Annotated in this window: 22 protein-coding genes and 2 pseudogenes; 13 read left to right on the forward strand and 11 right to left on the reverse strand. The window is 67.7% G+C overall.

The window, feature by feature from the left end:
• The 7 genes and pseudogenes from G3N58_RS29885 to G3N58_RS29910 all read left to right on the forward strand — a co-directional run.
• Window positions 1–317: pseudogene (locus tag G3N58_RS29885) on the forward strand (ATP-binding protein); the annotation flags it as partial.
• Window positions 292–1,332 carry a methenyltetrahydromethanopterin cyclohydrolase gene (gene mch / locus G3N58_RS29890; protein ID WP_167039452.1) on the forward strand — a complete coding sequence of 347 codons (1,041 nt, stop codon included), beginning with the start codon at window positions 292–294 and terminating at the stop codon, window positions 1,330–1,332. The pseudogene G3N58_RS29885 and the gene mch, both read left to right, overlap by 26 nt.
• Window positions 1,329–2,345 carry a RimK family alpha-L-glutamate ligase gene (locus tag G3N58_RS29895; protein WP_240158818.1) on the forward strand — a complete coding sequence of 339 codons (1,017 nt, stop codon included), beginning with the start codon at window positions 1,329–1,331 and terminating at the stop codon, window positions 2,343–2,345. The genes mch and G3N58_RS29895 overlap by 4 nt, the downstream gene beginning before the upstream one ends.
• Window positions 2,346–2,368: 23 nt before the next feature.
• Window positions 2,369–2,503 carry a hypothetical protein gene (locus tag G3N58_RS34550; protein WP_275691490.1) on the forward strand — a complete coding sequence of 45 codons (135 nt, stop codon included), beginning with the start codon at window positions 2,369–2,371 and terminating at the stop codon, window positions 2,501–2,503.
• Complete coding sequence (locus tag G3N58_RS29900) at window positions 2,500–3,423, forward strand: triphosphoribosyl-dephospho-CoA synthase (protein WP_206000995.1); 924 nt, start codon at window positions 2,500–2,502, stop codon at window positions 3,421–3,423. Before G3N58_RS34550 ends, G3N58_RS29900 begins: the two co-directional genes overlap by 4 nt.
• 137 nt (window positions 3,424–3,560) lie before the next feature.
• On the forward strand, window positions 3,561–4,070 hold the full coding sequence (gene fae, locus G3N58_RS29905; RefSeq protein WP_167285482.1) for a formaldehyde-activating enzyme: 510 nt from the start codon (window positions 3,561–3,563) through the stop codon (window positions 4,068–4,070).
• 274 nt (window positions 4,071–4,344) lie between these two features.
• Window positions 4,345–4,773 carry a hypothetical protein gene (locus tag G3N58_RS29910; protein ID WP_167039446.1) on the forward strand — a complete coding sequence of 143 codons (429 nt, stop codon included), beginning with the start codon at window positions 4,345–4,347 and terminating at the stop codon, window positions 4,771–4,773.
• Window positions 4,774–4,968: 195 nt separating this feature from the next.
• Here the strand turns inward: G3N58_RS29910 and G3N58_RS29915 are convergent, their stop codons facing one another.
• Complete coding sequence (locus tag G3N58_RS29915; RefSeq protein ID WP_206000996.1) at window positions 4,969–5,499, reverse strand: dihydroneopterin aldolase; 531 nt, start codon at window positions 5,497–5,499, stop codon at window positions 4,969–4,971.
• 375 nt (window positions 5,500–5,874) lie between these two features.
• Here G3N58_RS29915 and G3N58_RS29920 point away from each other — a divergent pair, with 375 nt between their 5' ends.
• Genes G3N58_RS29920 through G3N58_RS29930 form a run of 3 tightly spaced genes read left to right on the forward strand, consistent with a single transcriptional unit; the run spans window position 5,875 to window position 9,990 of the window.
• A complete protein-coding gene (locus G3N58_RS29920) occupies window positions 5,875–7,974 on the forward strand; it encodes a sigma-54-dependent Fis family transcriptional regulator (protein ID WP_167039442.1) in 2,100 nt (699 codons plus the stop codon).
• Window positions 7,975–7,984: 10 nt separating this feature from the next.
• The gene (locus G3N58_RS29925) at window positions 7,985–8,629 is read left to right on the forward strand and encodes a flavoprotein (protein WP_206000997.1); all 645 of its coding nucleotides are present in this window, start codon (window positions 7,985–7,987) and stop codon (window positions 8,627–8,629) included.
• Window positions 8,608–9,990, forward strand: coding sequence for a DUF6513 domain-containing protein (locus G3N58_RS29930; RefSeq protein ID WP_206000998.1), 1,383 nt, complete (start codon window positions 8,608–8,610; stop codon window positions 9,988–9,990). The genes G3N58_RS29925 and G3N58_RS29930 overlap by 22 nt, the downstream gene beginning before the upstream one ends.
• Before the next feature lie 80 nt (window positions 9,991–10,070).
• Here the strand turns inward: G3N58_RS29930 and rpe are convergent, their stop codons facing one another.
• The 8 genes from rpe to G3N58_RS29970 all read right to left on the reverse strand — a co-directional run bounded on the left by rpe (window position 10,071) and on the right by G3N58_RS29970 (window position 19,712).
• On the reverse strand, window positions 10,071–10,778 hold the full coding sequence (gene rpe / locus G3N58_RS29935) for a ribulose-phosphate 3-epimerase (protein ID WP_206000999.1): 708 nt from the start codon (window positions 10,776–10,778) through the stop codon (window positions 10,071–10,073).
• An 82-nt stretch (window positions 10,779–10,860) separates the two neighbouring features.
• A complete protein-coding gene (gene fba, locus G3N58_RS29940) occupies window positions 10,861–11,898 on the reverse strand; it encodes a class II fructose-bisphosphate aldolase (protein WP_167039435.1) in 1,038 nt (345 codons plus the stop codon).
• Between the two features lie 138 nt (window positions 11,899–12,036).
• A complete protein-coding gene (tkt, locus tag G3N58_RS29945; protein ID WP_206001000.1) occupies window positions 12,037–14,208 on the reverse strand; it encodes a transketolase in 2,172 nt (723 codons plus the stop codon).
• Window positions 14,209–14,307: 99 nt separating this feature from the next.
• The gene (locus G3N58_RS29950) at window positions 14,308–15,180 is read right to left on the reverse strand and encodes a phosphoribulokinase (protein WP_167039431.1); all 873 of its coding nucleotides are present in this window, start codon (window positions 15,178–15,180) and stop codon (window positions 14,308–14,310) included.
• A 66-nt stretch (window positions 15,181–15,246) separates the two neighbouring features.
• Entirely contained in the window at window positions 15,247–16,443 is a 1,197-nt protein-coding gene (locus G3N58_RS29955; protein WP_206001001.1) for a class 1 fructose-bisphosphatase, read from the reverse strand.
• Window positions 16,444–16,480: 37 nt separating this feature from the next.
• Window positions 16,481–17,482 (reverse strand): CbbX protein, encoded by a 1,002-nt coding sequence (gene cbbX / locus G3N58_RS29960; protein ID WP_206001002.1) that lies wholly within the window; start codon window positions 17,480–17,482, stop codon window positions 16,481–16,483.
• A 142-nt stretch (window positions 17,483–17,624) separates the two neighbouring features.
• Entirely contained in the window at window positions 17,625–18,053 is a 429-nt protein-coding gene (locus G3N58_RS29965) for a ribulose bisphosphate carboxylase small subunit (protein WP_206001003.1), read from the reverse strand.
• Between the two features lie 159 nt (window positions 18,054–18,212).
• Complete coding sequence (locus tag G3N58_RS29970) at window positions 18,213–19,712, reverse strand: form I ribulose bisphosphate carboxylase large subunit (protein WP_167285473.1); 1,500 nt, start codon at window positions 19,710–19,712, stop codon at window positions 18,213–18,215.
• 548 nt (window positions 19,713–20,260) lie between these two features.
• Between G3N58_RS29970 and pqqA the strand changes: the two genes are divergently transcribed.
• From pqqA to G3N58_RS29985, 3 genes are all read left to right on the forward strand, one after another.
• Complete coding sequence (pqqA, locus tag G3N58_RS29975; RefSeq protein ID WP_167039910.1) at window positions 20,261–20,335, forward strand: pyrroloquinoline quinone precursor peptide PqqA; 75 nt, start codon at window positions 20,261–20,263, stop codon at window positions 20,333–20,335.
• Between the two features lie 106 nt (window positions 20,336–20,441).
• Window positions 20,442–21,044: a DUF447 domain-containing protein gene (locus G3N58_RS29980; protein WP_206001004.1), complete on the forward strand. Its 603-nt coding sequence runs from the start codon at window positions 20,442–20,444 to the stop codon at window positions 21,042–21,044.
• Between the two features lie 34 nt (window positions 21,045–21,078).
• On the forward strand, window positions 21,079–21,825 hold the full coding sequence (locus tag G3N58_RS29985) for a (5-formylfuran-3-yl)methyl phosphate synthase (protein ID WP_167039419.1): 747 nt from the start codon (window positions 21,079–21,081) through the stop codon (window positions 21,823–21,825).
• Window positions 21,826–22,037: 212 nt separating this feature from the next.
• Here the strand turns inward: G3N58_RS29985 and G3N58_RS29990 are convergent, their stop codons facing one another.
• Together G3N58_RS29990 and G3N58_RS29995 are read right to left on the reverse strand one after the other, a co-directional pair.
• Entirely contained in the window at window positions 22,038–22,628 is a 591-nt protein-coding gene (locus G3N58_RS29990; protein WP_167285470.1) for an aspartate kinase, read from the reverse strand.
• Window positions 22,629–22,671: 43 nt separating this feature from the next.
• Window positions 22,672–22,907, reverse strand: a pseudogene (locus G3N58_RS29995) (hypothetical protein); the annotation flags it as partial.

Consider the following 22,907-nt stretch of genomic DNA (forward strand, 5'->3'; position numbering starts at 1 on the left):
TCCGCGCGCCGTCGGACGCGAGCCTCGCGCTCGCGCGCGAGCCGCGCTGGCGGGCCGGCCAGCAGGTGCTGTTCGCGCCCGTGTCGTTCACCGCGTCGGCGGCATTCTCCGACGCCTGCTTCGACGATCCCCACTGCCGCGACGTGCCGATGCCCGGCACCCGCATCGAGGCGGGGCAGCCCGTCTGCACGCTGCTCGCGCGCGCGGCGTCGCTGGATGCGGTGCGGCGCGCGCTCGACGCGCAGCATGCGCGCGTCGTCCAACGAATCGAAACCTGCGACGAACCCGACTATGCCTTCATCCACTGCCACTCCTGACGCCCCCCCACACGCGGCTCCACCCGACGCGCCGCCGAGCGTCAACGCATTGAGCGAGCGCCTCGTCGCCCGCCTCGTCGATCACGCCGCGCGCCTCGGCGTCGCCATCGCGCGCACCGACGCCGGCACCGTGATCGCGGACGCCGGCGTCGCCGCGCGCGGCGGCATCGAAGCGGGCGTGCTGATCGCGCGCATCTGCATGGGCGGACTCGGCCGCGTCGCGGTGCGCGCGAACTTCGACGCCGCCCCGCTCTGGCCGACCATGCTCGACGTGAGCACGTCCGCGCCGGTGCTGGCCTGTCTCGGCAGCCAGTACGCGGGGTGGAGCCTCGCGGCGACCAAGGAGCAGACCGGCGGCAAGAAATTCTTCTCGCTCGGCTCCGGTCCCGCGCGCGCGCTGGCCGTCAAGGAGCCGCTCTTCGCCGAACTCGGCTATCGCGACCGCCACGCGCGCGGCGCGCTCGTGCTCGAAGTGGACCGCCTGCCGCCGCAGGTCGTGATCGACAAGGTGCTGCACGATTGCGGCCTCTCGCCCGACCATCTGACGCTGATCGTCACGCCGACACACTCTGTCGCGGGAACGGTACAGGTGGTGGCGCGCGTCGTCGAAGTCGCCTTGCACAAGGTGCACGTGCTCGGCGTGCCACTCGACGAGGTCGTCGAAGGCGCGGGCTCGGCGCCGCTGCCGCCGCCCGCGCCGGACGGCATTCAGGCGATGGGCCGTACCAACGACGCGATCCTCTACGGCGGCCGCGTGCATCTGACCGTGCGGCACGACGAGGTCGCGCGGCGCCTCGCCGAGCAACTGCCCGCCGCCAGTTCGCGCGACTACGGCCGCCCGTTCGCGGACATCTTCACGTCGTTCAGTTTCGACTTCTACCAGATCGACCCGGCGCTCTTCGCGCCCGCCGAGGTGTGGGTCAGCAGCCTCGAAAGCGGCGCGACCTATCACGGCGGGCGGCTCGACAGCGCCCTGCTGCAAAACCAGTGGGGCGGCCACGCCGTCGCGTCATGAGCCTCGCTCACGAGATGCCGCCGAACCTGCGCGTCGCGATCATGACCGACGAAACCGGCTGGCACACCGGCCGCCTGAAAAAAGCGTTCCGCGCGCGCGGCGCCGACGCGCGTTGCGTCGATCTCGCCGACTGCCGCATCGACACCACCTGGCAGCCGCACGGGCTCGTCGTGCCGGGCTTCGGCCACGCCCTGCCCGACGCGGTGTTCGTGCGCGGCATCGCGGGCGGCACCTTCGAGCAGGTGACGTTGCGGCTCGGCATCCTGCACGCGCTGCGCGAATCGAGCGTGCCGGTCTACAACGACGCGCGCGCGATCGAGCGCAGCGTCGACAAGTCGATGACGAGCTTCCTGCTGCATCGCGCGGGCGTGCCGACGCCGGCCACGTGGGCCGGCGAATCGGCCGCCTTCGCGCAACGCGTGCTGATGCGCGAGGCCGCGGCCGGCCGCGAGATCGTGCTCAAGCCGCTGTTCGGCTCGCAAGGGCATGGCCTCAAGCGGCTCGGCGCGCGGCGCGGCGTGCTCGCGCCGTTGCCGTCGCTCGCGCCTTACCGGCAGGTCGCTTATCTGCAGCGTTATGTGGCCGGCGGACGGCCCGGCTTCGACTGGCGCGTGCTCGTGATCGGCGGCCGCGCCGTCGCGGCGATGCGGCGCGTCGGCGGCAAGGGCTGGATTCATAACTTCGCGCAGGGCGCGACATGCGAGCCCGCCGAACTCGATCCGCTGCTCGCGCGCACGGCCGTGCAGGCCGCCGCCGCGCTCGGGCTCGACTATGCGGGCGTGGACCTGATCCCCAATCCCGACGATGCGGCGCGGCCGCTCGTGCTCGAAGTCAACGGCGTGGCCGCATGGCGCGGCTTGCAGTCGGTCACGCGGTTCGACATCGCGGCGGCGCTCGTCGACGATCTGCTCGATCGCAAGCTGGCGGCCGTGCCGCGGCGCGCGAGCGGGCAGGCCGAGGACAGCGCGGAACACGTAGCAAGCGCCGCGGTTGGACTGCCGGGCGCCGCGTAGGCCGCGTAGGAGAAACGACGAGCATGAGCGCGATGCGCCTGATCCCCATGCTGGAGCGTCATACCGGCACGTTCGACGTGGCCGCGCCGCAACCCGGCCATGCCCGCGCGCCGCTCCGCGCCCTGCATGCGTACCTCATCGCCGGGCCGCGCGCATGAATCCGCCGCCCGTGCCCGAACCCGGCACGCCCCCCTTCGAGCGCGCCCGCGCCGCTTTCCTCGCAGCCTGCACGCTCGACGTGACCACGCCGAAGCCCGGCAACGTCAGCGTGCAAAGCGCCGGACACGGCATGACCGCGGCGCAGTTTCTCGCCAGCGCGCACGCCTCGCTCGACGCGCTGTTCTCGCGCGGCGCGCGCGTCGGCCAGCGCATTCTCGATGCGGTCACGCGCACGCACGCGGCGGCCGGATGCAATACGAATCTCGGCATCGTGCTGCTGGTCGCGCCGCTTGCGGCGGCACTCGACGAAACCGGCCCCGCGCCCTCGGCCCGCGCCTGGCGAGACGCCGCCGAGCGCGTGCTGGAACGGCTCGACATCGACGACGCGCGCCTCGCCTATCGCGCGATCGCGCTCGCCAATCCGGGCGGCCTCGGCGACGCGCCCGAGCAATCGGTCCACGCGCCGCCGACGCTCGGCCTGCGCGACGCAATGCGGCTCGCGAGCGAGCGCGACCGCATCGCGCGGCAATACGCGAACGGTTTCGCGGATATCTTCGACACCGGCCTCGCCGCCTGCCACGCAGCGCCGGCCGATGCACCCGAGGTGGCGATGCTCAACGTGTTCCTCGCGTTTCTCGGCGGCTGGCCCGACTCTCACATTGTGCGCAAGCACGGGCTCTCGCTGGCGCAGAGTGTCACGCTTGCGGCACGCGAGCAGCACGCGCGCTGGCGGCAAACCCCACTCGCCACGCGCCGCACGCCGGCCGACGCCGAACTCGATGCCTGGGATGCCCAACTGAAGGCGCGCGCAATCAACCCCGGCACCAGCGCGGACCTCGCCGTGGCCACGTTATTCGTCGCGCGCTGCATCGAAGCGGGCCCCGCAGCTCACGTCACGCACGGCGCGCGCGGCACCTGAGCGGGCGGGCGCGATCTGGCACGGAACCTGTTAGTTAGTACCGCCGTGCATCCCTGCACGCCATGCGGCGCCCTGTCCGGACGAGCGCGGGCGGCATCCTGTCAGCAGGTCCATACCTACTCAATTGGAGGAACAGAATGGCCAAGATCAACCGCGTCATGGTCGGAGAGTCGCTGGTCGGCGACGGCAACGAGGTCGCGCACATCGACTTGCTGATCGGACCGCGAGGTTCGGCTGCGGAAACCGCGTTCTGCAACGCCCTCACCAACAACAAGGATGGCTTCACCTCGCTGCTCGCCGTCGTCGCGCCCAATCTGCTTGCCAAGCCGAACACGATCCTGTTCAACAAGGTGACGATCAAGGGCGCCAAGCAGGCCGTGCAGATGTTCGGGCCGGCCCAGCACGCGGTGGCGCTCGCGGTCGCCGACAGCGTCGAGGACGGCACGATCCCGAAGGACGAAGCCGACGACCTGTTCCTCTGCGTCGGCGTCTTCATTCACTGGCAGGCCGACGACGACAGGAAGATCCAGGAGTTCAACTACAAGGCGACGCGCGAGGCGATCCAGCGCGCGGTCAACGGCGAGCCGAGCGCCGCTGAAGTGGTCGCGAAGAAGAGCAGCGTCGCGCATCCGTTCGCGCCGAACTGACGGCGCGCGCCCGCACGGGAGACGCGTGGCCGCTAGCGCCGGGGTGCCGTCGGCGTGCCGTTCATGGTGTGTCATCGGCGGCGTTGCTGGTGGCCCGCCTGGTGACCCGATTGGTGGCCCCTCGGCGGTCCGGTTGGCAGCCCGATTGGCAACCCTATCGGCAGTCCCGTCTCCTCGCTGCATCCGGTCGCTTCACGAACCGGCGCACCGTCGCGCATCCGCATGCGGCGCGCCGGTTCGTGAAGCGGGTTCAATGCTTTCCCAGAGGCATGACATGACCATAAGCTGTCGCGCGCTGCAAGTCGTTACTTCAGTCCTTACCGTTGCCTGCTTCGCGTTGGCGGCATCGCCCGCCTCGGCGCAGAACGCCGCGCCCCGCGCTTCCGCACAGGCGGGCGGCTACGACTATCCGACCCAGGGCCGCGTGGAGTACGTGCTAGGTTGCATGGACGACAACGGCCACGATTTCGCCAACGTCTACAAGTGCTCGTGCGTGATCGACAAGATGGCCGCGGCCTTGCCGTACGACGAATTCGTCGACCAGTCGACGTTCTCGAAGTACGCGACGCTCGGCGGCGAAGGCGGTGCGGAATTCCGCGTCGATCATGCGAAGTCGCAGACGAAGCGGTTCCGCGACCTGCAGACGAATGCGTACCAGGCCTGCGGCCTGGGTCTGCAAAAAACGCCGACGGCGGCAAAATGAGGCAAGGTCTGCGGAAAACACCGACAACGGCGAAATGAAGCAAGGTCTGCAGCAAACGCCGACAACGGCGAAGTGAGGCAAGCTCTGCAGCGAACACCGACATCGGCGAAGCGCAGCTAAGCCTGCAAAAAACGCCGACGGCGGCGAAGTGAGCTAAAGATCGAGGCGAAAAGCGCGGCGAAGCCGCGGCGCCGCTCAACGCGGCACGAGCCCCGCGCCGAGCGACGCATAGCCGGCCACGCCCGCGCCCGTTGCCGAAGCATCGCCGCGCCGCCGCTCGATCTGCACGCCGACCGCCGCGACGTCGTCGAATTTTGCGGGCTTTGCCAGCGAGACGCGCACCCAGTGCGCGCCGAAATCGGCGATCAGCAATTGCGCGATCGTCTCGGCAAGCGCTTCGAGCAGACGCACGCGATGCGTCTCGAATAGCGCGAGCAGTGCATCGCGCACCGCGGCGTAGTTGACCGTGTCCTCGATGCGATCCGTCGCGCATGCGCGGATCGCCGGCACGCCGATCGCGAGATTCACGCGCACCGGCTGGGCCACGTGCAACTCGCCGCTGTCGATGCCGATGATCGTCTGTCCTATGAAGTTTTCGATGAACACGATGTCCATGCGCTCGGGCAACGCGCACGCAGCCGTACTTTCCCCGGCAAAGGCGGGCGAGAGATCATGCGCGAAAGCACTGGAAAAAGCGCTCAGACGAACGGTATCGAGACGGTCCATGATGGATTGGCACTCCTGTGCGACGTGGCCCAAGGGTTGCATGGCGTGCAGGGAACAGCGGCACGGCGGGCGGCACACTGTGTGCCGAAGTTGCCACAGGCATCTGCCTTCGCCCTGCCGGCGCGGTCATGCATGAGGCAACGGAGCAGGAAAAGCAAATTCCGGGCGCGCTGCGGCAACTCAGTGCGAGTTCCGGTTGAACCAAACCGGCATCGGGCGTAAAGTTTTAAATACCCGCCTGAAAAAAGGGCCGGTCGCGAGGCGCATGCGAACGCGAGATTCCGCGGCGCCAGGGGATGACAGACTTGATAAAGCGGCATTCGCGGTGTGTGCGGCACTGAGGGCACCCGACATGGCGCAACGGAGACAAACCCCATGTCGTTGCTCGCTGACAGCGATACGCATGTCCGAGAAGTGCTGAATGTGGTCAATCATCAATTGACCACGCGCCCCACGAGCGACTCCGTCGCCCAGTCGTGGACGCGCTGCATTAACGAATTCCAGCTGGACCCGTCCCGTTTCGTTCCACCGCCCGTCCTTACGCAGTACGAACTCAGCGCGCGCCGCGAGGCGCTCGGCGATCTGATCGCCTGCTCGAAGCTCGAAATGACGACGCTCTATCAGCAGCTGGCCGATCCCGAGCTCGCGGTCGTGCTCGTCGATTCGGGCGGCGTGATCGTGCATCAGGTGTCCTCGGTGCCGTTCGCCGAAGCGGTCGCCGACGACGGCTTTCGCGTCGGCGCGCTCTGGAGCGAGCGCGAAGCCGGCACCAACGGCATGGGCACCTGTCTCGCCGAGCGCGACTGCATCGCGGTCTGCCAGCACGAGCATTTCTATCCGCGCTATACCTCGCTCACCTGCTCGGCCGCGCCGATCTTCGACGACAGCGGCGAGATCGCCGGCGTGCTCGACGTCACGAGCCGCTCGAAGCTGCTGCAACAGCATTCGCTCGTGCTCGTCGGCATGTCGCGGCAGATGATCGAAAACCGTCTGCTCGACGCGCGCTACCGGCACGCCAACATGATCCATTTCCACAGCCGCCCGGAATTCGTCGGCACGCTGCACGGCGGCAAGCTCGCGGTCGCCGACGACAGCACCGTGCTCGCCGCGAATCGCAGCGCCCTGTTCCAGCTCGGCTTCCGCTCGCTCAGCGAGTTGCGCGGACGGCGCATCGAGGAAGCCTTCAACGCGTCGCTCGAAGACATGATCGCGCGCAGCATTCGCGGCTCGTTCCATCCAGTCACCGTCTATAGCGCCAACGCGACGAACCGCTTTTTCCTCGTCGCGCAGACGCCGCAGAACAGCACCGGGCGCGTCGCGCGCGTGCTCGCGCCCGATAGCGCGCCGGCGTCCCGCGGCAGTCAAGGCAGCCACGCCGCGAGCGGCAACGGCAGCAATGGCAGCAGCGCGGCCGACCGGCACCATGCGGCGGCGCCGAAGCTCGACGAAATCGCCCACCTCGAATTCGGCGATCCGCGCATGGCCTCGCAGATCCAGCTCGGCGCGCGCGTGATCCAGCGCAAGATTCCGATCGTGCTGCGCGGCCAGACCGGCACCGGCAAGGAAGTGTTCGCGCAGGCGCTGCACAGCATCAGCCCGCATGCCGACGGCCCGTTCGTGCCGGTCAACTGCGCGTCGCTGCCGGAGAACCTGATCGAGAGCGAACTGTTCGGCTATCGCGCCGGCGCGTTTACGGGCGCGCAGCGCGAGGGACGGCGCGGCAAGATCGTGCAGGCCAACGGCGGCACGCTGTTTCTCGACGAGATCGGCGACATGCCGCTCGTGTTGCAGGCGCGCCTGCTGCGCGTGATCGAAGAACACGAAGTGACGCCGCTCGGCGCCGAAACCACGGTCAAGGTCAATTTCCAGCTCATCAGCGCGAGCCACCGCAATCTGCTCGAACTCGTGCAGAGCGGGCAATTCCGCGAAGACCTCTATTACCGGCTCAAGGGCGTCGAGCTGAATCTGCCGGCGCTGCGCGAGCGCGTCGACAAGCTGCCGCTGATCCACCACCTGCTCGCCAACGAAACCGGCGAGCCGCCCGAGCTGACGCCCGAAGCCGAACAGGCGCTGCTGGCCTACGCATGGCCCGGCAACATCCGCCAGTTGCGGCACGTGCTGCAAATGGCAGTGGCACTCTCCGACGGCCAGCCGATCCGTTGCGAGCATCTGCCGCCCGAGGTCACGCAACGCACCTCGGCCATCGACATGCCGACCGCGCTGCGCCTCGCCACCGCCGACATGGACGCGCATCTGGCCGACGACACCGACCTCTCGACGCTCAACGCGATCCAGCTGAACGAGCGCGAAACCGTGCTGTCGCTGCTCGACGAGCATCGCTGGAACGTCAGCAACGTCGCGAAGGCGCTCGGCATCAGCCGCAACACGCTGTACCGCAAGATGCGCCGGCTGCATATCCGGCTTTCGCACGAAGGCTCGCCGCCCGACGGCATGCCGCTCGATCTCGACGCATGACGCATGACGCATGACGCGACCGCCCGCACGCCCGAACCCAGGCGAGCCCGCCAGCCAGTCCACTCACGAGCCCGCGCGCGATCTCGCCGACTTCAAGCCGGACGCGCGCTTCGCGTGGTGCGTGACCGGCTCGGGCCATCTGCTCGAAGAGTCGATCGCGCTCGCGCTGCGCCTGCCCGGCGTCGATCTTTTTTTATCGGCGGCAGCCGAGGAAGTACTGCCGCTCTACGGCTGGCCACTCGACAAACTGCGCGAAAAATTTCGCGTGCTGCGCGACAACAGCGCGAGCGGCGTGCCGGTCGGCATGCTCTATCACGGCGTCTATCACACGGTCGTGATCGCGCCCGCCACCAGCAACACGGTCGCCAAATGCGCGTACGGCATCTCCGACACGCTGCCGACCAACATGTACGCGCAGGCCGGCAAGCAGTGCATCCCCGGCATCGTCTTTGCATGCGACACAGAACCGAGCGTGATTACGCATAGCCCGAACGAATGGGTCGAATTGCGTCCACGGGCGATCGAACTCGACAACGTCGAGCGTCTCGCGCGCTTCGAATACACGACGCTCGCGCGCTCGCTCGGCGAACTCGAAGCGGCGCTCGCTCAACGCCTCGCGACTCTCGACCTCGCATGGACCACATCCTCTTCCTGACCGGCCGGCTTGCCGAACCGAGCCTGCTACGCGTGCTCGACGGCATGGCGCCGACGCCGTTCAGTTGGGAAGTGCGCGAGATCGGCCTGCAGGTCGCCGCGCTGATGACGGCCGACATGATCCGCCGCAGAGTGCCCGCGCCGCTCGCCGCACAACGCGTGATCGTGCCGGGCCGTTGCCGCGGCGATCTCGATACGCTGAGCGCGCACTACGGCGTGCCGTTCGAGCGCGGCCCCGACGAGGTCAAGGACTTGCCGCAGTTCTTCGGCCACAAGGCGAAGCCGTTCGATCTGAGCCGCTACGACACCGAGATTTTTGCGGAGATCGTCGATGCGCCGCGTCTCGATCTCGACGGCATCGCCGCGCGTGCTCGCGCGTATGCGAGCCAGGGCGCGGACGTGATCGACATCGGCTGCCTGCCGGACACGCCGTTTCCGCATCTCGAAGACGCGGTGCGGCGCCTGAAGGCCGAAGGCTATCGCGTCAGCGTCGATTCGATGCGTAGCGACGAACTGCTGCGCGGCGGCCGCGCGGGCGCCGACTATCTGATGAGCCTGAATCTCGACACGCTCTGGATCGCCGACGAAGTGCCGGCCACGCCGATCCTCGTCGCGCGCGAACCGGGTGACCCAGCCTCGCTCGATGCCGCGATCGAGGCACTGGGGGCGCGCGGCCGCGCGTTTCTCGCCGACCCGATTCTCGACCCGATTCCGTTCGGCCTCGCCGCCTCGGTCGCGCGTTACGTGCGGCTGCGCGAGCGCTATCCCGACATCGCGATCATGATGGGCATCGGCAACGTGACCGAGCTGACCGAAGCCGACACGAGCGGCATCAACGCGGTGCTGCTCGGCATGGCGGCCGAATTGCGCATCGGCGCGGTGCTCACGACCTCGGTGAGTCTGCATGCGCGGCGCGCGCTGCGCGAAGCCGACGTCGCGCGCCGCGTGATGCATGCCGCGCGCGACGCGCAGGTGCTGCCGAAAGGCATCAACGGCGATCTCGCGACGGTTCACGCGAAGCGCCCGTTTCCGTATAGCGCCGCGGAAATCGACGAGCTTGCGCACGGCGTGCGCGATCCGAATTTCCGCGTGCAGGTCAGTGCCGAGGGCATTCACGTCTACAACCGCGACGGCCATCGGCGCGGCGACGATCCGTTCGCGCTGTATCCGCAACTGAATCTCGAGAACGACGGCGGCCACGCGTTCTATATGGGCGTGCAGCTCGCACGCGCGGAAATCGCGTGGCGGCTCGGCAAGCGCTTCGATCAGGACCAGCCGCTCGACTGGGGCTGCGCGGTCGAGCGGGCTGAGGAAGACCTCGGCGTGTGGTGCGCGCCGGGGGAGACGATGAAGAAGCGCTGAAAAACCGCGGCGAACGCGCTGATGAGTGGACCTGGAGCGAACCGACAGCGGATCTGAAGCGCGCACCCGAAGCGCCGCGGTCATTGCGGCACCGCGATACCCGTCCGTTCCTCGACAGTCGCCAGTTCCGCGCGCAGGCCGCGAATCGCCTGCGCGCGATCGTCCGCGCCGAACACCGCCGAGCCGGCGACGAACACGTCGGCACCCGCCTCGGCGATCCGCGCAATATTCGACACCTTCACCCCGCCGTCCACTTCGATCAGAATCGGCCTGCCGGTGCGCTGCATCGCCGCGTCGACGCGCGGGCGCAATAGCCGCAGCTTGCCGAGCGTCGCCTCGATAAACGCCTGGCCGCCGAAGCCCGGGTTGACCGACATTACGAGCACGACGTCGAGCATGTCGAGCACATGATCGAGCACCGCGAGCGGCGTGGCCGGATTCAACGCGAGCCCGGCTTGCGCGCCGTGCGAGCGGATCAGCTCGATGGTCCGGTGCACATGCAGCGTCGCTTCCGGATGAAAGCTGATGAGGTTCGCGCCGGCCTCGGCAAACATCGTGACAAGCGGATCGACCGGCGTGGTCATCAGATGCACGTCGAACGGCAGCGTCGTATAAGGCCGGATCGCCTCGCAGACGAGCGGCCCGACCGTGAGGTTCGGCACGTAGTGGTGATCCATCACGTCGAGATGAATCCAGTCCGCGCCGGCCGCGCTCACGTCGCGAATCTCATCGGCGAGTCGGGCAAAATCCGCCGACAGCAGCGACGGAGCAATCAGGAATTCGCGCATCGCGTTCTCCCTCGTTTTCCTCGTGTTGGTTCGTTTTCCCTGGTTTTTCCCGCGTTTTCCCGCGTTTTTTCCTGAGCGTGGCTCAGTGATAGCGGTGCGCCATCGCATCGAGCGGCAGCGGCTTGATGCGCGCGGCCTGCCCTGCGCAACCGAACGCCTCGAAACGCTCGACGCAGATCGCGCTGGCCGCCGCCGTGGCCGCCTTCAATGCCGCGCGCGGGTCGAACTCGGCGCGCGCGTTCGCGAGCGACTTGCGCAGCGCGCCGCTCATCGCGAGCCGGATGTCGGTGTCGATGTTGACCTTGCGCACGCCATTCGCGATGCCGCGGCGGATTTCCTCGACTGGCACGCCGTAGGTGGCCGGAATCTCGCCGCCGTATTCGCGGATCACCGCGAGCCATTCCTGCGGCACCGACGACGAGCCGTGCATCACGAGGTGCGTGTTCGGCACGCGCGCGTGAATGTCGGCGATGCGGTCGATCGCGAGAATATCGCCGGTCGGCTCGCGGCTGAACTTGTACGCGCCGTGCGAGGTGCCGATTGCGATCGCGAGCGCATCGACGCCGGTCGCGTCGACGAAACGGCGCGCCTCGTCGGGATCGGTCAGCAGGTCCGCGTGCGTGAGCCGGCCTTCTGCGCCGACGCCGTCTTCCTCGCCGGCGGTGCCGGTTTCGAGCGAACCGAGGCAGCCCAGTTCGCCCTCGACCGATACGCCGACCGCATGCGCGGCATCCACCACGCGGCGGCTTACCTCGACGTTGTAGTCGTAGGCGGCGGGCGTTTTCTGGTCGGGCAGCAGCGAGCCGTCCATCATCACCGACGTGAAGCCCGAGCGGATCGCCTGCTGGCACACGGCCGGGCTCGCGCCGTGATCCTGATGCAGCACGAGCGGAATGTCCGGATGCGCCTCGATCGCCGCGAGCACCAGATGACGCAGATACGGCTCGCCCGCGTATTTGCGCGCGCCCGCCGACGCCTGCAGGATCACCGGGCTGCCGGTAGCCTCGGCGGCCCGCATGATCGCGTGAATCTGCTCCATGTTGTTGACGTTGAACGCGGGCACGCCGTAGTCGTGTTCGGCCGCGTGATCCAGCAGTTGCCGCAGGGTGATGAAGGCCATGATTCACTCCTCAGGACTCAAAAGATGAAAGCGGATCGGGGGCGCAATGGGGGCTCGGTGCCTATGGCTCGGTGCTTGGGACTCGATGCTCAGGGCTCGATGATTAGGACTCGGCGCTTCGGGCTCCGCGCCCGATGCTCAGCGTGTCGCGCCCACAACGCGCCGCGCTTCGTCCACCACCGCCTGCGTGGTCAGCCCGAAATGCTCGAACAACGCGGCGGCCGGCGCCGATTCGCCGAACGTATCGATACCAACCACGCCGCCGTCGAGCCCCACGTATTGCCGCCAGAACGCGCGCACGCCCGCTTCGACCGCGACGCGCGGCACGCCCGGCGGCAGCACCGCGTCGCGCCATGCGCGCGGCTGGCGGTCGAACACGGTCGTCGACGGCATCGACACGACACGCGCGGCGATGCCGGCGGCGGCGAGCGGTGCGACGGCATCGAGCGCAAGCGCGACTTCGGAGCCGGTCGCGATCAGCACGATCCGAGCGACGGGTTGTGCGGGTTGTGCGGGTTGTGCGACGGCTTGCGCCGCTTGCTCGCCCGGCGCTTGCAACATATCACCCGCCCAGTCGCGCAGCACATAACCACCCTGCGCAATCGCGGCGATCTGCTCGCCCGAACGCGTGACGAACGGCAGGTTCTGCCGGCTCAGCAGCAAACACGACGGCCCCGGGCGTTCGACCGCGCTGACCCACGCCTGCGCGGTCTCGACCGTGTCGCACGGACGCCATACGTCGAGCCCGGGAATCAGCCTGAGGCTCGCGGCATGTTCGACCGCCTGGTGGGTCGGACCGTCTTCGCCGAGGCCGATCGAATCGTGCGTGAAGACGAAGATCGAGCGCGTCTTCATCAGCGCGGCCATGCGCAGCGCGTTGCGCGAATAGTCGGAGAACGTGAGGAACGTGCCGCCGAACGGCAGATAGCCGCGATGCAGCGCGATGCCGTTCAGCACCGCGCTCATGCCGAATTCGCGCACGCCGTAGTGCACGTAGTTGCCGCCGCGCAGGCCGCCGCCGTTTCCGTTGCCATCGCTTCCATTGCCATCGCTTGCGGCGCTTGCATCGCAGCCGACCTCGACCGCGCCCGGCCAGTCGGTCAGGTTCGAGCCGGTCAGGTCGGCCGAGCCGCCGAGCATTTCCGGCAGGCTGCGCGCGAGCGCGGCGATGGCCTGCTGCGAGGCCTTGCGCGTCGCGAGCGTGGCGGCCGCGCCATCGGCATCGCGCAGCAGCGCGCGCACCGCATCGCGCCACTGCGCGGGTAACTCGTTGCGCACACGCCGCTCGAACTCGGCGGCCTCGTCCGGATAGTGCCGGCGATACGCCTCGAAGCGCTCGCCCCACCCGGCTTCGTCGGCGGCACCGCGCGCGCTTGCGTCGAACTGCGCGCGGATTTCGTGCGGAATCACGAACGGCGCATGCGGCCAGTCGAGCGCGAGGCGCGTGCGCGCAACCTCGTCGGCACCGAGCGGCGCGCCGTGCACGTCATGGGTGCCGGCCTTCGACGGCGACCCCTGGCCGATCACCGTGCGGCAGCAGATCAGCGTCGGTCGGCCGGCGCCGCGCGCCTGCTGCAACGCGCGATCGACGGCCTCGACGTCGTGGCCGTCCACCTCGCGCACGACGTGCCAGCCGTAGGCCTCGAAGCGCGCGGGCGTATCGTCGGCGAACCACTGCGCGACATGACCGTCGATCGAAATGCCGTTGTCGTCGTAGAGCACGGTGAGCTTGTCGAGCTGCAGCGTGCCCGCGAGCGATGCCGCTTCGTGCGAGATGCCTTCCATCAGACAGCCGTCGCCCACGAACACATAAGTGCGGTGATCGACGATCCGATGCCCGGGCCGGTTGAATTCGCGTGCGAGCAGCGCCTCGGCGAGCGCCATGCCGACGCCGTTCGCCAGCCCCTGGCCAAGCGGCCCGGTGGTCGTTTCGACGCCCGGCGTGACGCCCACCTCGGGATGCCCCGGCGTCTTGCCATGCAGCTGGCGAAAGCGCTTCAACTCGTCGATCGGCAGGTCGTAGCCGCTCAGATGCAACAGCGCGTACAGCAGCATCGAGCCGTGTCCGTTGGACAGGATGAAGCGGTCGCGATCAGGCCAGGCCGGGTTGCGCGGATTGTGTTTCAGATGCCGGCTCCACAGCGCGACGGCAATCTCGGCCATGCCGAGCGGCATGCCGGGATGGCCCGATTTCGCCGCTTCGACGGCGTCGATCGCGAGCATGCGCAGCGCGTCGGCCATCGGGCCGGTGGCCGAGGAAGAGGCCGGGGTAGCGATAGATGCAATAGAGGGTTGCGCGGCAGCACTCATCGAATCTCTCCTTGCGAAATGAACACGGGCTGCGCCGGCGTGGGGCCGGCGCGCGGCAGCCGCATTCGGTTCGGACTTCAAGCACGCATCGGACACGCCTCAGGCACGCGAGCGCCGGTCGATCAGTTGCAGGATCATCGGCGTGAAGATCAACTGCATCGCGAGCCCCATCTTGCCGCCCGGCACGACGATCACGTTCGGGCGCGACATGAACGAGTCGTGCAGCATCGTCAGCAGATACTGGAAGTCGATGCCCTTCGGCCGCGCAAAGCGGATCACGACGAAGCTCTCGTCGGGCTGCGGAATCTCGCGCGCCGTGAATGGATTCGAGGTGTCCACGGTCGGCACGCGCTGGAAGTTCACGTGGGTGCGCGAGAACTGCGGGCAGATGTAGTTCACGTAGTCGGGCATGCGCCGCAGGATCGTGTCGACCACCGCTTCGTGCGAATAGCCGCGCATCGTCTGATCGCGGTGCAGCTTCTGAATCCATTCAAGGTTGATGATCGGCACGACGCCGATCAGCAGATCGGCATGCCGCGCGACATCGACCTTGTCGGTCACGGCCGCGCCGTGCAGCCCTTCGTAGAACATCAGGTCGGTGCCGGACGCGACCTCTTCCCACGGCGTGAAGGTGCCGCCGTCCTGCTTGTAGAGCAGCGCCTCGGCCGCGTCGTGCACGTAGTGGCGAAACTGTCCGCCGCCGTTTTCGCCGTAGCGCGTGAACAGCGTTTCGAGTTCTTCGAGCAGATTCGCCTCGGGGCCGAAGTGGCTGAAATTCGGCGCGCCGTCGCGTTCGTGCTCCTTCATGGCCGCGCGCATGCCGTGGCGGTCGTAGCGATGGAACGCATCGCCCTCGACGATCTGCGCATTGATGTGCTCGCGTCTGAAGATGTGCATGAAGCTCTTCATGACGGTGGTGGTGCCCGCGCCGCTCGAGCCGGTCACCGCGATGATCGGATGTTTGACTGACATGCGTTTGCCTCCGAATGACTGCGTTCTGTGCGCCGAGCGCTGGACGGACCCGCGCCCGGCCGCCCGTCATGCCGTGAAGTCCGGCAGGAACAGCGAGCGCGTGCCGAACAGCGGCGACGTGAAGGGCTTGTCCTCGCCGCGGTCGTATTCGCCGTGATAGCGCGCGATGCGCTCGACCTCGTTCTTCGAGCCGAGGATCACCGGCACGCGGCCATGCAGAGTCTGCGGACGAACGTCGAGAATGCGTTCGCGCCCGGTGATCGAAAGGCCGCCCGCCTGCTCGACGAGGAAGCTCATCGGGTTCGCTTCGTAGAGCAGGCGCAGTCGCCCTTCCATCGCCGGCGTTTTCGAATCGCGCGGGTACATGAACACGCCGCCGCGCATCAGGATGCGATGCACTTCCGCGACCATCGACGCGATCCAGCGCATGTTGAAGTCGCGCGCGCGGCAACCGCTGCGGCCGTCCTTGCACTCCTGCACGTAGCGGCGCACGGGCGGCTCCCAGAAGCGCTCGTTCGAAGCGTTGATCGCGAATTCGGCGGTGTCCTCGGGAATGCGGATATTCGAATGCGTGAGCACGAAATTGCCGATGTCGCGTTCGAGCGTGAAGCCATGCGTGCCGTTGCCGACCGACAGCACGAGCATCGTCGAGGGTCCGTAGACGGCATAGCCGGCCGCGACCTGTTCGCAGCCGGGGCGCAGGAATGCGGCCTGGCTGGCCGGTTCATGCGCGGGCTCGTTGGCGTGCTCATTGGCCTGTCCATTCGCGGCCTCATTGGCATGCCCGTTCGCTGGGTTATTCGCCGGCTCACTCGCTACACGCTCCGCCGCGCCGCGCACGCGCAGCACCGAAAAGATCGAGCCGACCACGCCGTTGATGTCGATATTCGAGGAACCGTCGAGCGGATCGAACGCGAGCAGATAATCGCCGCGCGGGTAGCCGGGCGGAATCGCGTACACGTCTGCCATTTCCTCGGACACCATCGCCGCGAGCAGGCCGTCCCATTCGCAGTGCTGTACGAAAACCTCGTTGGTCGCGACGTCGAGTTTCTTCTGCTCCTCGCCGTGCGTGTTGACGGTTTGCGCGGAACCGTAATGGCCGCCGAGCGCGCCCTTCGTGAGCATCGCCGAAATCGACTTGATCGCGGCCGCCACGTCGATCAGCAGCGCCGAAAGTCCCGCCATCCCCTGCGTACTCGCGGACGGCTGGCGGTCGAGTGTGTCGATCAGAAATTTCGAAAGTGTCGTGCGTCCGTCCTGCATGGCGTTCTCCCTGGAAACGATGATTCGGTATCCCGATTCAGCCCGGCGGTGCCGCGACTGCCTGCGCCGGCGGCGGCTCGTCGAACACGCGGCTCGCGCGCACGTCGGCGGCGTCGATCAGCATGAGCGCGGCGGCATCGATCGGCGCGCCGCCCTGCAGCGCGCTCGCGAACAGACGGTTCGCCTGACGCAGCCGCGCGCGGTCGAGCGCGTTGCGCACCGAGCGCGCATTGGCGAAATTCGGCTGACGGATGCGGCGCGCCAGGTAGTCGGCAAACGCGCGGCGCGAGGCTGCATCGAAGCGGTAATGCAGGCTGCCGAGCATGCGTTCGGCAATTTCGAGCAGTTCCGTTTCCGCATAGTCGGGAAACGTGATGTGATGCGCGATGCGCGAACGAAACCCGGGATTGCTCTCGAAGAACACTTCCATGCGCGACGCGTAGCCCGCGAGGATCACGACCAGATCGCTGCGCTGGTTCTCCATCGTCTGCAACAGGATCTCGATCGCTTCCTGGCCGTAGTCGCGCTCGTTTTCGGGGCGATACAGGTAATACGCCTCGTCGATGAACAGCACGCCGCCCATCGCGCGCTTCAGCACGTCGCGCGTTTTCGGCGCGGTATGGCCGATGTACTGGCCGACGAGGTCGTCGCGCGTCACCGAGACCAGGTGATTGCGGCGGATATAGCCGAGCCGGTGCAGCACCTCGGCCATGCGCAGCGCGACGGTCGTCTTGCCGGTGCCGGGATTGCCCGAGAAGCACATATGCAAGGTCGGCGCGCCACCCGCGAGACCGAGCGAGGCGCGCGCGCGTTCGACCAGCAGATGCGCGGCCACTTCGCGGATGCGCGTCTTCACGGGCGCGAGCCCGACCAGATCGCGTTCGAGTTCGTCGAGCACGTCGCCGATGCCCGAGTCGCGATAGAGCGCCGCGAGGTCGACTTGCGCCGGGGCGGGTTGCAAGGCGCGCGCGGGTTGTCCGGTCTCGCCGGCCTGCGCGGCAGGCGGCGAGGTTGCATCGGCTAGGGCGGCGTCCGTCATGATTGCTCCTTGCTGCGGGTCGGCGCGCGGCTTGTCCCGGGGTTGGCGGGGCGGCTTGTCGCCGGGTTCGGCCTGGTTCGCAGCCAGGTTCGCGCGCATCGCCTCACGCTGCATGGTTGCGTCGTTGCATCGTTCGCGGACCTCAGCCCGCTTCGCCATAGCGCTCGCCAGCCGGCCGGTCGCAGGCATAGCCCGCGATGCCGTAGCGCTGCACGCGCCCCTGCACGTCCTGACGTTGCAGGCGGAAGCCCGGCTCCACGTCGGGCCGATTGACGATGAACGACAGCCGCATCGTCTCGAACGTGCGCACCGAATCGAACGCATTGACCTTGATGTAGTGCTGCGGGCGCGCCGCGCGGCACGCGTTGATCTCCTGCAATACGCCGGCCGCGTCGTGCAGATCGAACATCGGCAGGCCCCACATTTCCCAGTACGTATTGCGCGGATGCGGGTCGTCGGTGAATTCGACCGAACAGGCCCAGCCCTGGCTCAGCGCGTAGTCGATCTGCAAGCCGATTTCCTCGTCGGTCAGCTCGGGCAGAAAGGAGAACGTTCCTTGTGTAATGCGCATGACGAACCTCGTTGATGGCTCATGGATGGATACTGCGTTCGGCACGGCGTCAACGGTCCCCGCGCGCGATGCCGAGGCACCGCGTGGCTGAGTTGCTGCCTTGAATGAACGGCAGTTGGCGCCGGGCCTGCGGGCCGCTGCGCGGCCCGCTCAAAACCCTCAGGCCGCCGTCGGCGTCGCCGCGAAATCGGGCGTATCGGTCGAGGCGTAGTTGAACGTCACGTCCTTCCACGTATCGAGTGCCTGCTTGAGCGGCGTACACCAGCGCGACGCGGCTTCGAGAATGTCGGGCCCTTCGTGCAGAATGTCGCGGCCTTCGTTGCGCGCCTTCACCATCGCTTCGAGCGCGACACGATTCGCCTGTGCGCCGGCCTGAATGCCGGCCGGATGGCCGATCGTGCCGCCGCCGAACTGCAGGATCGCGTCGTCGCCGAACAGGTCGAGCAACTGATGCATCTGCCCCGCGTGAATCCCGCCCGAGGCCACCGGCATGACCTTGCGCAAGCCGGCCCACGGCTGGTCGAAGAAGAGGCCGCGCGACAGGTCGACCTCGTTGCGCGCCTCGCGGCACACGTTGTAATAGCCCTGCACCGCCAGCGGATCGCCTTCGAGCTTGCCGACCGCGGTGCCCGCATGCGCATGATCGACGCCCGCCATGCGCAGCCATTTGGCGATCACGCGAAACGAGATGCCGTGGTTGCGCTGCCGCGTGTACGTGCTGTGCCCCGCGCGATGCAGATGCAGGATCATGTCGTTCCTGCGCGCCCAGCGCGACATCGACTGAATCGCGGTCCAGCCGATCACGAGGTCGATCATCACGATGCACGAGCCGAGCTCCTTCGCGAATTCGGCGCGCTCGTACATGTCTTCCATCGTGCCGGCCGTCACGTTCAGATAGTGGCCCTTCACCTCGCCGGTTTCCGCCTGGGCGCGGTTCACCGCTTCCATCGAAAACAGAAAGCGGTCGCGCCAGTGCATGAACGCCTGCGAGTTGATGTTCTCGTCGTCCTTCAGAAAATCGAGGCCGCCGCGCAAGCCCTCGTAGACGACCCGCCCATAGTTCTTGCCCGAGAGGCCGAGCTTCGGCTTGACCGTCGCGCCGAGCAGCGGCCGGCCATACTTGTCGAGCCGCTCGCGCTCGACCACGATGCCGGTCGGCGGCCCCTGGAAGGTCTTCAGATAGGCGACCGGAATGCGCATGTCTTCGAGCCGCAAGGCCTTGAGCGGCTTGAAGCCGAACACGTTGCCGATGATCGAGGCCGTCAGGTTCGCGACCGAGCCTTCTTCGAACAGGTCGAGCTCGTAGGCGATATAGGCGAAGTACTGCGGCTCGTCGGCGCTCGACGCGGGCACCGGCTCGACGCGATACGCTTTCGCGCGATACATGTCGCAGGCGGTGAGGCGGTCGGTCCACACCACGGTCCACGTCGCCGTCGACGATTCGCCGGCCACCGCCGCCGCCGCTTCCTCGGGCTCGACGCCGGCTTGCGGCGTGATGCGAAACAGCGCGATGACGTCGGTTTCCTTCGGCTCGTAGTCCGGCTGCCAGTAGCCCATCTCGCGGTATTTCATGACGCCTGCCGCGTAGCGCTCGCGCTGGCCGCGCGGATTGCCCGAATGACGCTCCGGCTCGATCACCGGTTGACTGAAATCGTTCATGAGGTGTCCTCGAATGTGGCAAGCGCGCTGCCGGAATGACGCAGCGCTTGAGTTGCACTGTAGGCACGGACACGCCCGAGGGGAATTCACGATTTTATTTGGCAGACTTAACCGATCCGTTATCGGTTGCACATCGTGACGCGCCGTTTCGGGACACGCATGAAGATGGGGGCAAATGGCCCGCAGGCGCGACGAGTACGGCGTGACACCATCGCCGCACTGAGCGGACGCGCGATGGAACACTTTGCTTCGTTTTTGCCACACCGCGCGGCGGCTCGCGTGTTGGCGGCAGGAGCGACTGCATGCGCGCCGCGCGGCGGTCAAGCGGCGGCCGAACGGCCACGCGCGGCGGCGCAATTCGGCGGGCGCTGCATTGTCCGCCGCGAAGAAGCAGATAGAGGTCCGGCAAGCGGCCGGCACATCGTACCGGCAATACGCATAGGCACCAACCCAGGCACAAAGCTTGCATCGATACCCACCGCCACCGAAGTCCGGCATCACGCCGGGCCGGCGGCGCAACGCTGTTTCAACCCATGGAGGAAGCACGTATGCAATGGACGACTCCGAGTTACACCGACCTACGCCTCGGTTTTGAAATCGTGATGTATGTCGCAACGCGTTAAGCCCGCGAAAGGGCCGCACGCCGCGGCCCCTTCGCGGTTCCCGTTGGTGTTTGTCAGCAGTTGAACGGCCGGCCTTCCGGCGCTGTCAGGACACGCGTTCCCATCCATGATCCACGAAACGATCGTCACCACGGCAGCGTGCGATGGCCGTCCTCATATTGCGCCGATGGGCGCGCGCTACGAGGGCGAGCGGATCGTCCTTGCGCCTTTCCGTCCGTCCACGACGCTCGACAACATCGTCGCGTCGCGTGCGGCGGTTCTGAATTTCACCACCGACGTGCGCATCTTCGCGGGCTGCGTCACGCACAGCGCGACCGACTGGCCGACCGTGCGCGCGAGCCGCGTCGCAAGCGTGCGCCTCGCCGAATCGCTCGCGCATGCCGAGCTCGAACTCGACGAGCTGCGCGAGGACGCCGAGCGTCCCGTGCTGCTCATGAAATGCGTGCACCGCGAAAACCACGCGCCGTTCGCGGGCTTCAACCGCGCGCAGTCGGCCGTCGTGGAAGGCGCGATTCTCGTGAGCCGGCTCTTCATGCTGCCGGCCGCGAAGATCGATAGCGAAATGGCCTATCTGCAGATCGCCATCGACAAGACCGCCGGCGACAACGAGCGCACGGCATGGGGCTGGCTCGTCGACGCGGTCGCGCGGCATCGGGCGGGCCTCGAAGCGGCGGGCGGGCAACAACCCGCCGCTGCCGTCCATCACTAGCGCCCTCCAGCCGCCGTTTTCCCGGAGACAACCGATGACCGCCCTGCTCGCCAGCGTTCGCTCGGACGACGAAGCATTCGACGCCGCTCGCGCCGGCGCCGAACTGATCGACCTCAAGGAACCGAACGAAGGCGCGCTCGGCGGCCTGCCGAGCGGCGCCATCGCGCGCATCGCGCGGCAGTTGCGCGCGCGCTATCCGGTCAAGCCGATCAGCGCGGCGATCGGCGACGTGCCGGCCGAGGCGTTCGACGAAATCGCCGCGCGCGTGATCGAGGTCAGCGACGCGGGCGTCGACTACGTGAAGGTCGGCGTCGCGCGCGGACCGGCCGCGCGGCGCTGCATCGAGCAACTCGCGAATCTGCCGGCCACCGTGGTGCCGGTGCTGCTATGCGACGGCGGCATGGACGACGAACTGGTCACGCACGCCGCCGCGCTCGGCTTCGCGGGCCTGATGTTCGACACCGCGAGCAAGGACGGCAGCACGCTGTTCGATCACGTCGACGTCGATACGCTCGCGCGCTGGTTGCGCTGCGTGCGCGAACGCGGCGCGCTCGGCGGCATCGCCGGCGCGCTCGGCTGGGCGCAGCTGGAACAGATCCGCGCGCTCGCGCCCGACGTGGCCGGCTTTCGCACCGCGTTGTGCAGCGACGGACGCCGCTCGCGGCTCGATCCCGAGCGCGTCGCGCAATGGGCGAGCGCGCTGCATGGGCCGGGTTCGGGTGAGCGCGGCGTGGGCGGCGCAGTGGCCGCGCGGGGTGGTGTCGGCACGGTGCGGCTGTAGAGCGGCGCGGCTGCGTCGCTTCACGCTTCATAGCGATTACCCACAGCAATTTTCCACAGCGATTTCCCGTGGCGATGTCCCCGAACCGCTGCGCCTCGCAACTTGCGTCGAAACCCGCCTTCAGTTCCGCACGCGCGCCGGGGCCGCTCGCAATACGCTGTACGTCAACGCGCCGTGCCTCGCCTTCCTCATCGCCCTCGCCTCATGTGACCTCACGCAACCGGAATATTGAGCAGCCGGTCGCGCATCAACGCGACGTTGTGCTTGTCGAATAGCTCGACCACATAGTTCGCGTCGGTCACGTAATCGACGAAACTGCGATCGACCACGCCCGCCGCGGCCAGCGCATCGAGCGGATCGTCGGCGGCAATCGGGCAGGACTTCACGACGATCAGCCGCTCGGCGTTGAGCATCGTCGAGAGCCAGGCGGCGAGGCTGTCCGAGGTCGTGTCCCAGTTGCTCATCGCGTCGGGCGTGTCGCGCATCAAGGCGGTCGGCACCCACACGGCGACATGGCCGTCGCGCAACGTGCGGCGAATCTTCGCCTCGCTCGAGGCCAGCACGAGTTCGGGCGACACGCCCTGCATCAGCAGCGCGTATTGCGTCATCGCGAGCAGACACATGTTGTGCGCGGCGAGATCGTCGAAGCGCCATTCGCTCTGGTACTGGCGCACCTTGTCCGCGAAATCGCCGCCGCCGGGCACGATGACGATGCGTCCGCCGCCGACTTCGCATAGCTCGCTGAGCCAGTGGCGCAGCGCCGGGTCGTGACTCAGACTGCCTCCGATCTTGACCACCCACATGACTGTTATCCTCGCGTCCAGTTGAGTGCCCGGCTGGGTTCCGTCATGTTTCAACACCACGCGCTTCAACACCACGCTTTTCAACACTGCACTTCTCCACACCGCGTTTGAGCAGCGCGACCGCCACGCTCGGCGCGCAGGTTGCCGCCCACGCGGCGCACTCGTCCGGCACGCCCGCGAGCGCGCCGAAGTCGAGAAACTCGCGCGCCTGCTCGCGCGCCAACGCGGCTACGAGGAAGCGGCCGCAGCCCGCGCCCACGAGCGGCGCGGCCACCTCCA

The organism is Paraburkholderia sp. Ac-20342 (assembly GCF_017104985.1).
GTDB lineage: Bacteria > Pseudomonadota > Gammaproteobacteria > Burkholderiales > Burkholderiaceae > Paraburkholderia.

Excerpts from the sequence above, each read along its gene's own strand:
- G3N58_RS29965 (WP_206001003.1), bottom strand. The coding sequence starts at position 18,053 with ATGCGCATTACACAAGGAACGTTCTCCTTTCTGCCCGAGCTGACCGAC.
- G3N58_RS29985 (WP_167039419.1), top strand. The coding sequence starts at position 21,079 with ATGACCGCCCTGCTCGCCAGCGTTCGCTCGGACGACGAAGCATTCGAC.
- G3N58_RS29900 (WP_206000995.1), top strand. The coding sequence starts at position 2,500 with ATGAATCCGCCGCCCGTGCCCGAACCCGGCACGCCCCCCTTCGAGCGC.
- G3N58_RS29920 (WP_167039442.1), top strand. The coding sequence starts at position 5,875 with ATGTCGTTGCTCGCTGACAGCGATACGCATGTCCGAGAAGTGCTGAAT.
- fba (WP_167039435.1), bottom strand. The coding sequence starts at position 11,898 with ATGGCCTTCATCACCCTGCGGCAACTGCTGGATCACGCGGCCGAACAC.
- mch (WP_167039452.1), top strand. The coding sequence starts at position 292 with ATGCCTTCATCCACTGCCACTCCTGACGCCCCCCCACACGCGGCTCCA.
- G3N58_RS29895 (WP_240158818.1), top strand. The coding sequence starts at position 1,329 with ATGAGCCTCGCTCACGAGATGCCGCCGAACCTGCGCGTCGCGATCATG.
- G3N58_RS29980 (WP_206001004.1), top strand. The coding sequence starts at position 20,442 with ATGATCCACGAAACGATCGTCACCACGGCAGCGTGCGATGGCCGTCCT.
- G3N58_RS29990 (WP_167285470.1), bottom strand. The coding sequence starts at position 22,628 with ATGTGGGTGGTCAAGATCGGAGGCAGTCTGAGTCACGACCCGGCGCTG.
- G3N58_RS34550 (WP_275691490.1), top strand. The coding sequence starts at position 2,369 with ATGAGCGCGATGCGCCTGATCCCCATGCTGGAGCGTCATACCGGCACG.
- G3N58_RS29910 (WP_167039446.1), top strand. The coding sequence starts at position 4,345 with ATGACCATAAGCTGTCGCGCGCTGCAAGTCGTTACTTCAGTCCTTACC.
- G3N58_RS29930 (WP_206000998.1), top strand. The coding sequence starts at position 8,608 with ATGGACCACATCCTCTTCCTGACCGGCCGGCTTGCCGAACCGAGCCTG.
- cbbX (WP_206001002.1), bottom strand. The coding sequence starts at position 17,482 with ATGACGGACGCCGCCCTAGCCGATGCAACCTCGCCGCCTGCCGCGCAG.
- G3N58_RS29925 (WP_206000997.1), top strand. The coding sequence starts at position 7,985 with ATGACGCGACCGCCCGCACGCCCGAACCCAGGCGAGCCCGCCAGCCAG.
- G3N58_RS29915 (WP_206000996.1), bottom strand. The coding sequence starts at position 5,499 with ATGGACCGTCTCGATACCGTTCGTCTGAGCGCTTTTTCCAGTGCTTTC.
- rpe (WP_206000999.1), bottom strand. The coding sequence starts at position 10,778 with ATGCGCGAATTCCTGATTGCTCCGTCGCTGCTGTCGGCGGATTTTGCC.
- G3N58_RS29950 (WP_167039431.1), bottom strand. The coding sequence starts at position 15,180 with ATGTCAGTCAAACATCCGATCATCGCGGTGACCGGCTCGAGCGGCGCG.
- G3N58_RS29955 (WP_206001001.1), bottom strand. The coding sequence starts at position 16,443 with ATGCAGGACGGACGCACGACACTTTCGAAATTTCTGATCGACACACTC.
- tkt (WP_206001000.1), bottom strand. The coding sequence starts at position 14,208 with ATGAGTGCTGCCGCGCAACCCTCTATTGCATCTATCGCTACCCCGGCC.
- fae (WP_167285482.1), top strand. The coding sequence starts at position 3,561 with ATGGCCAAGATCAACCGCGTCATGGTCGGAGAGTCGCTGGTCGGCGAC.
- G3N58_RS29970 (WP_167285473.1), bottom strand. The coding sequence starts at position 19,712 with ATGAACGATTTCAGTCAACCGGTGATCGAGCCGGAGCGTCATTCGGGC.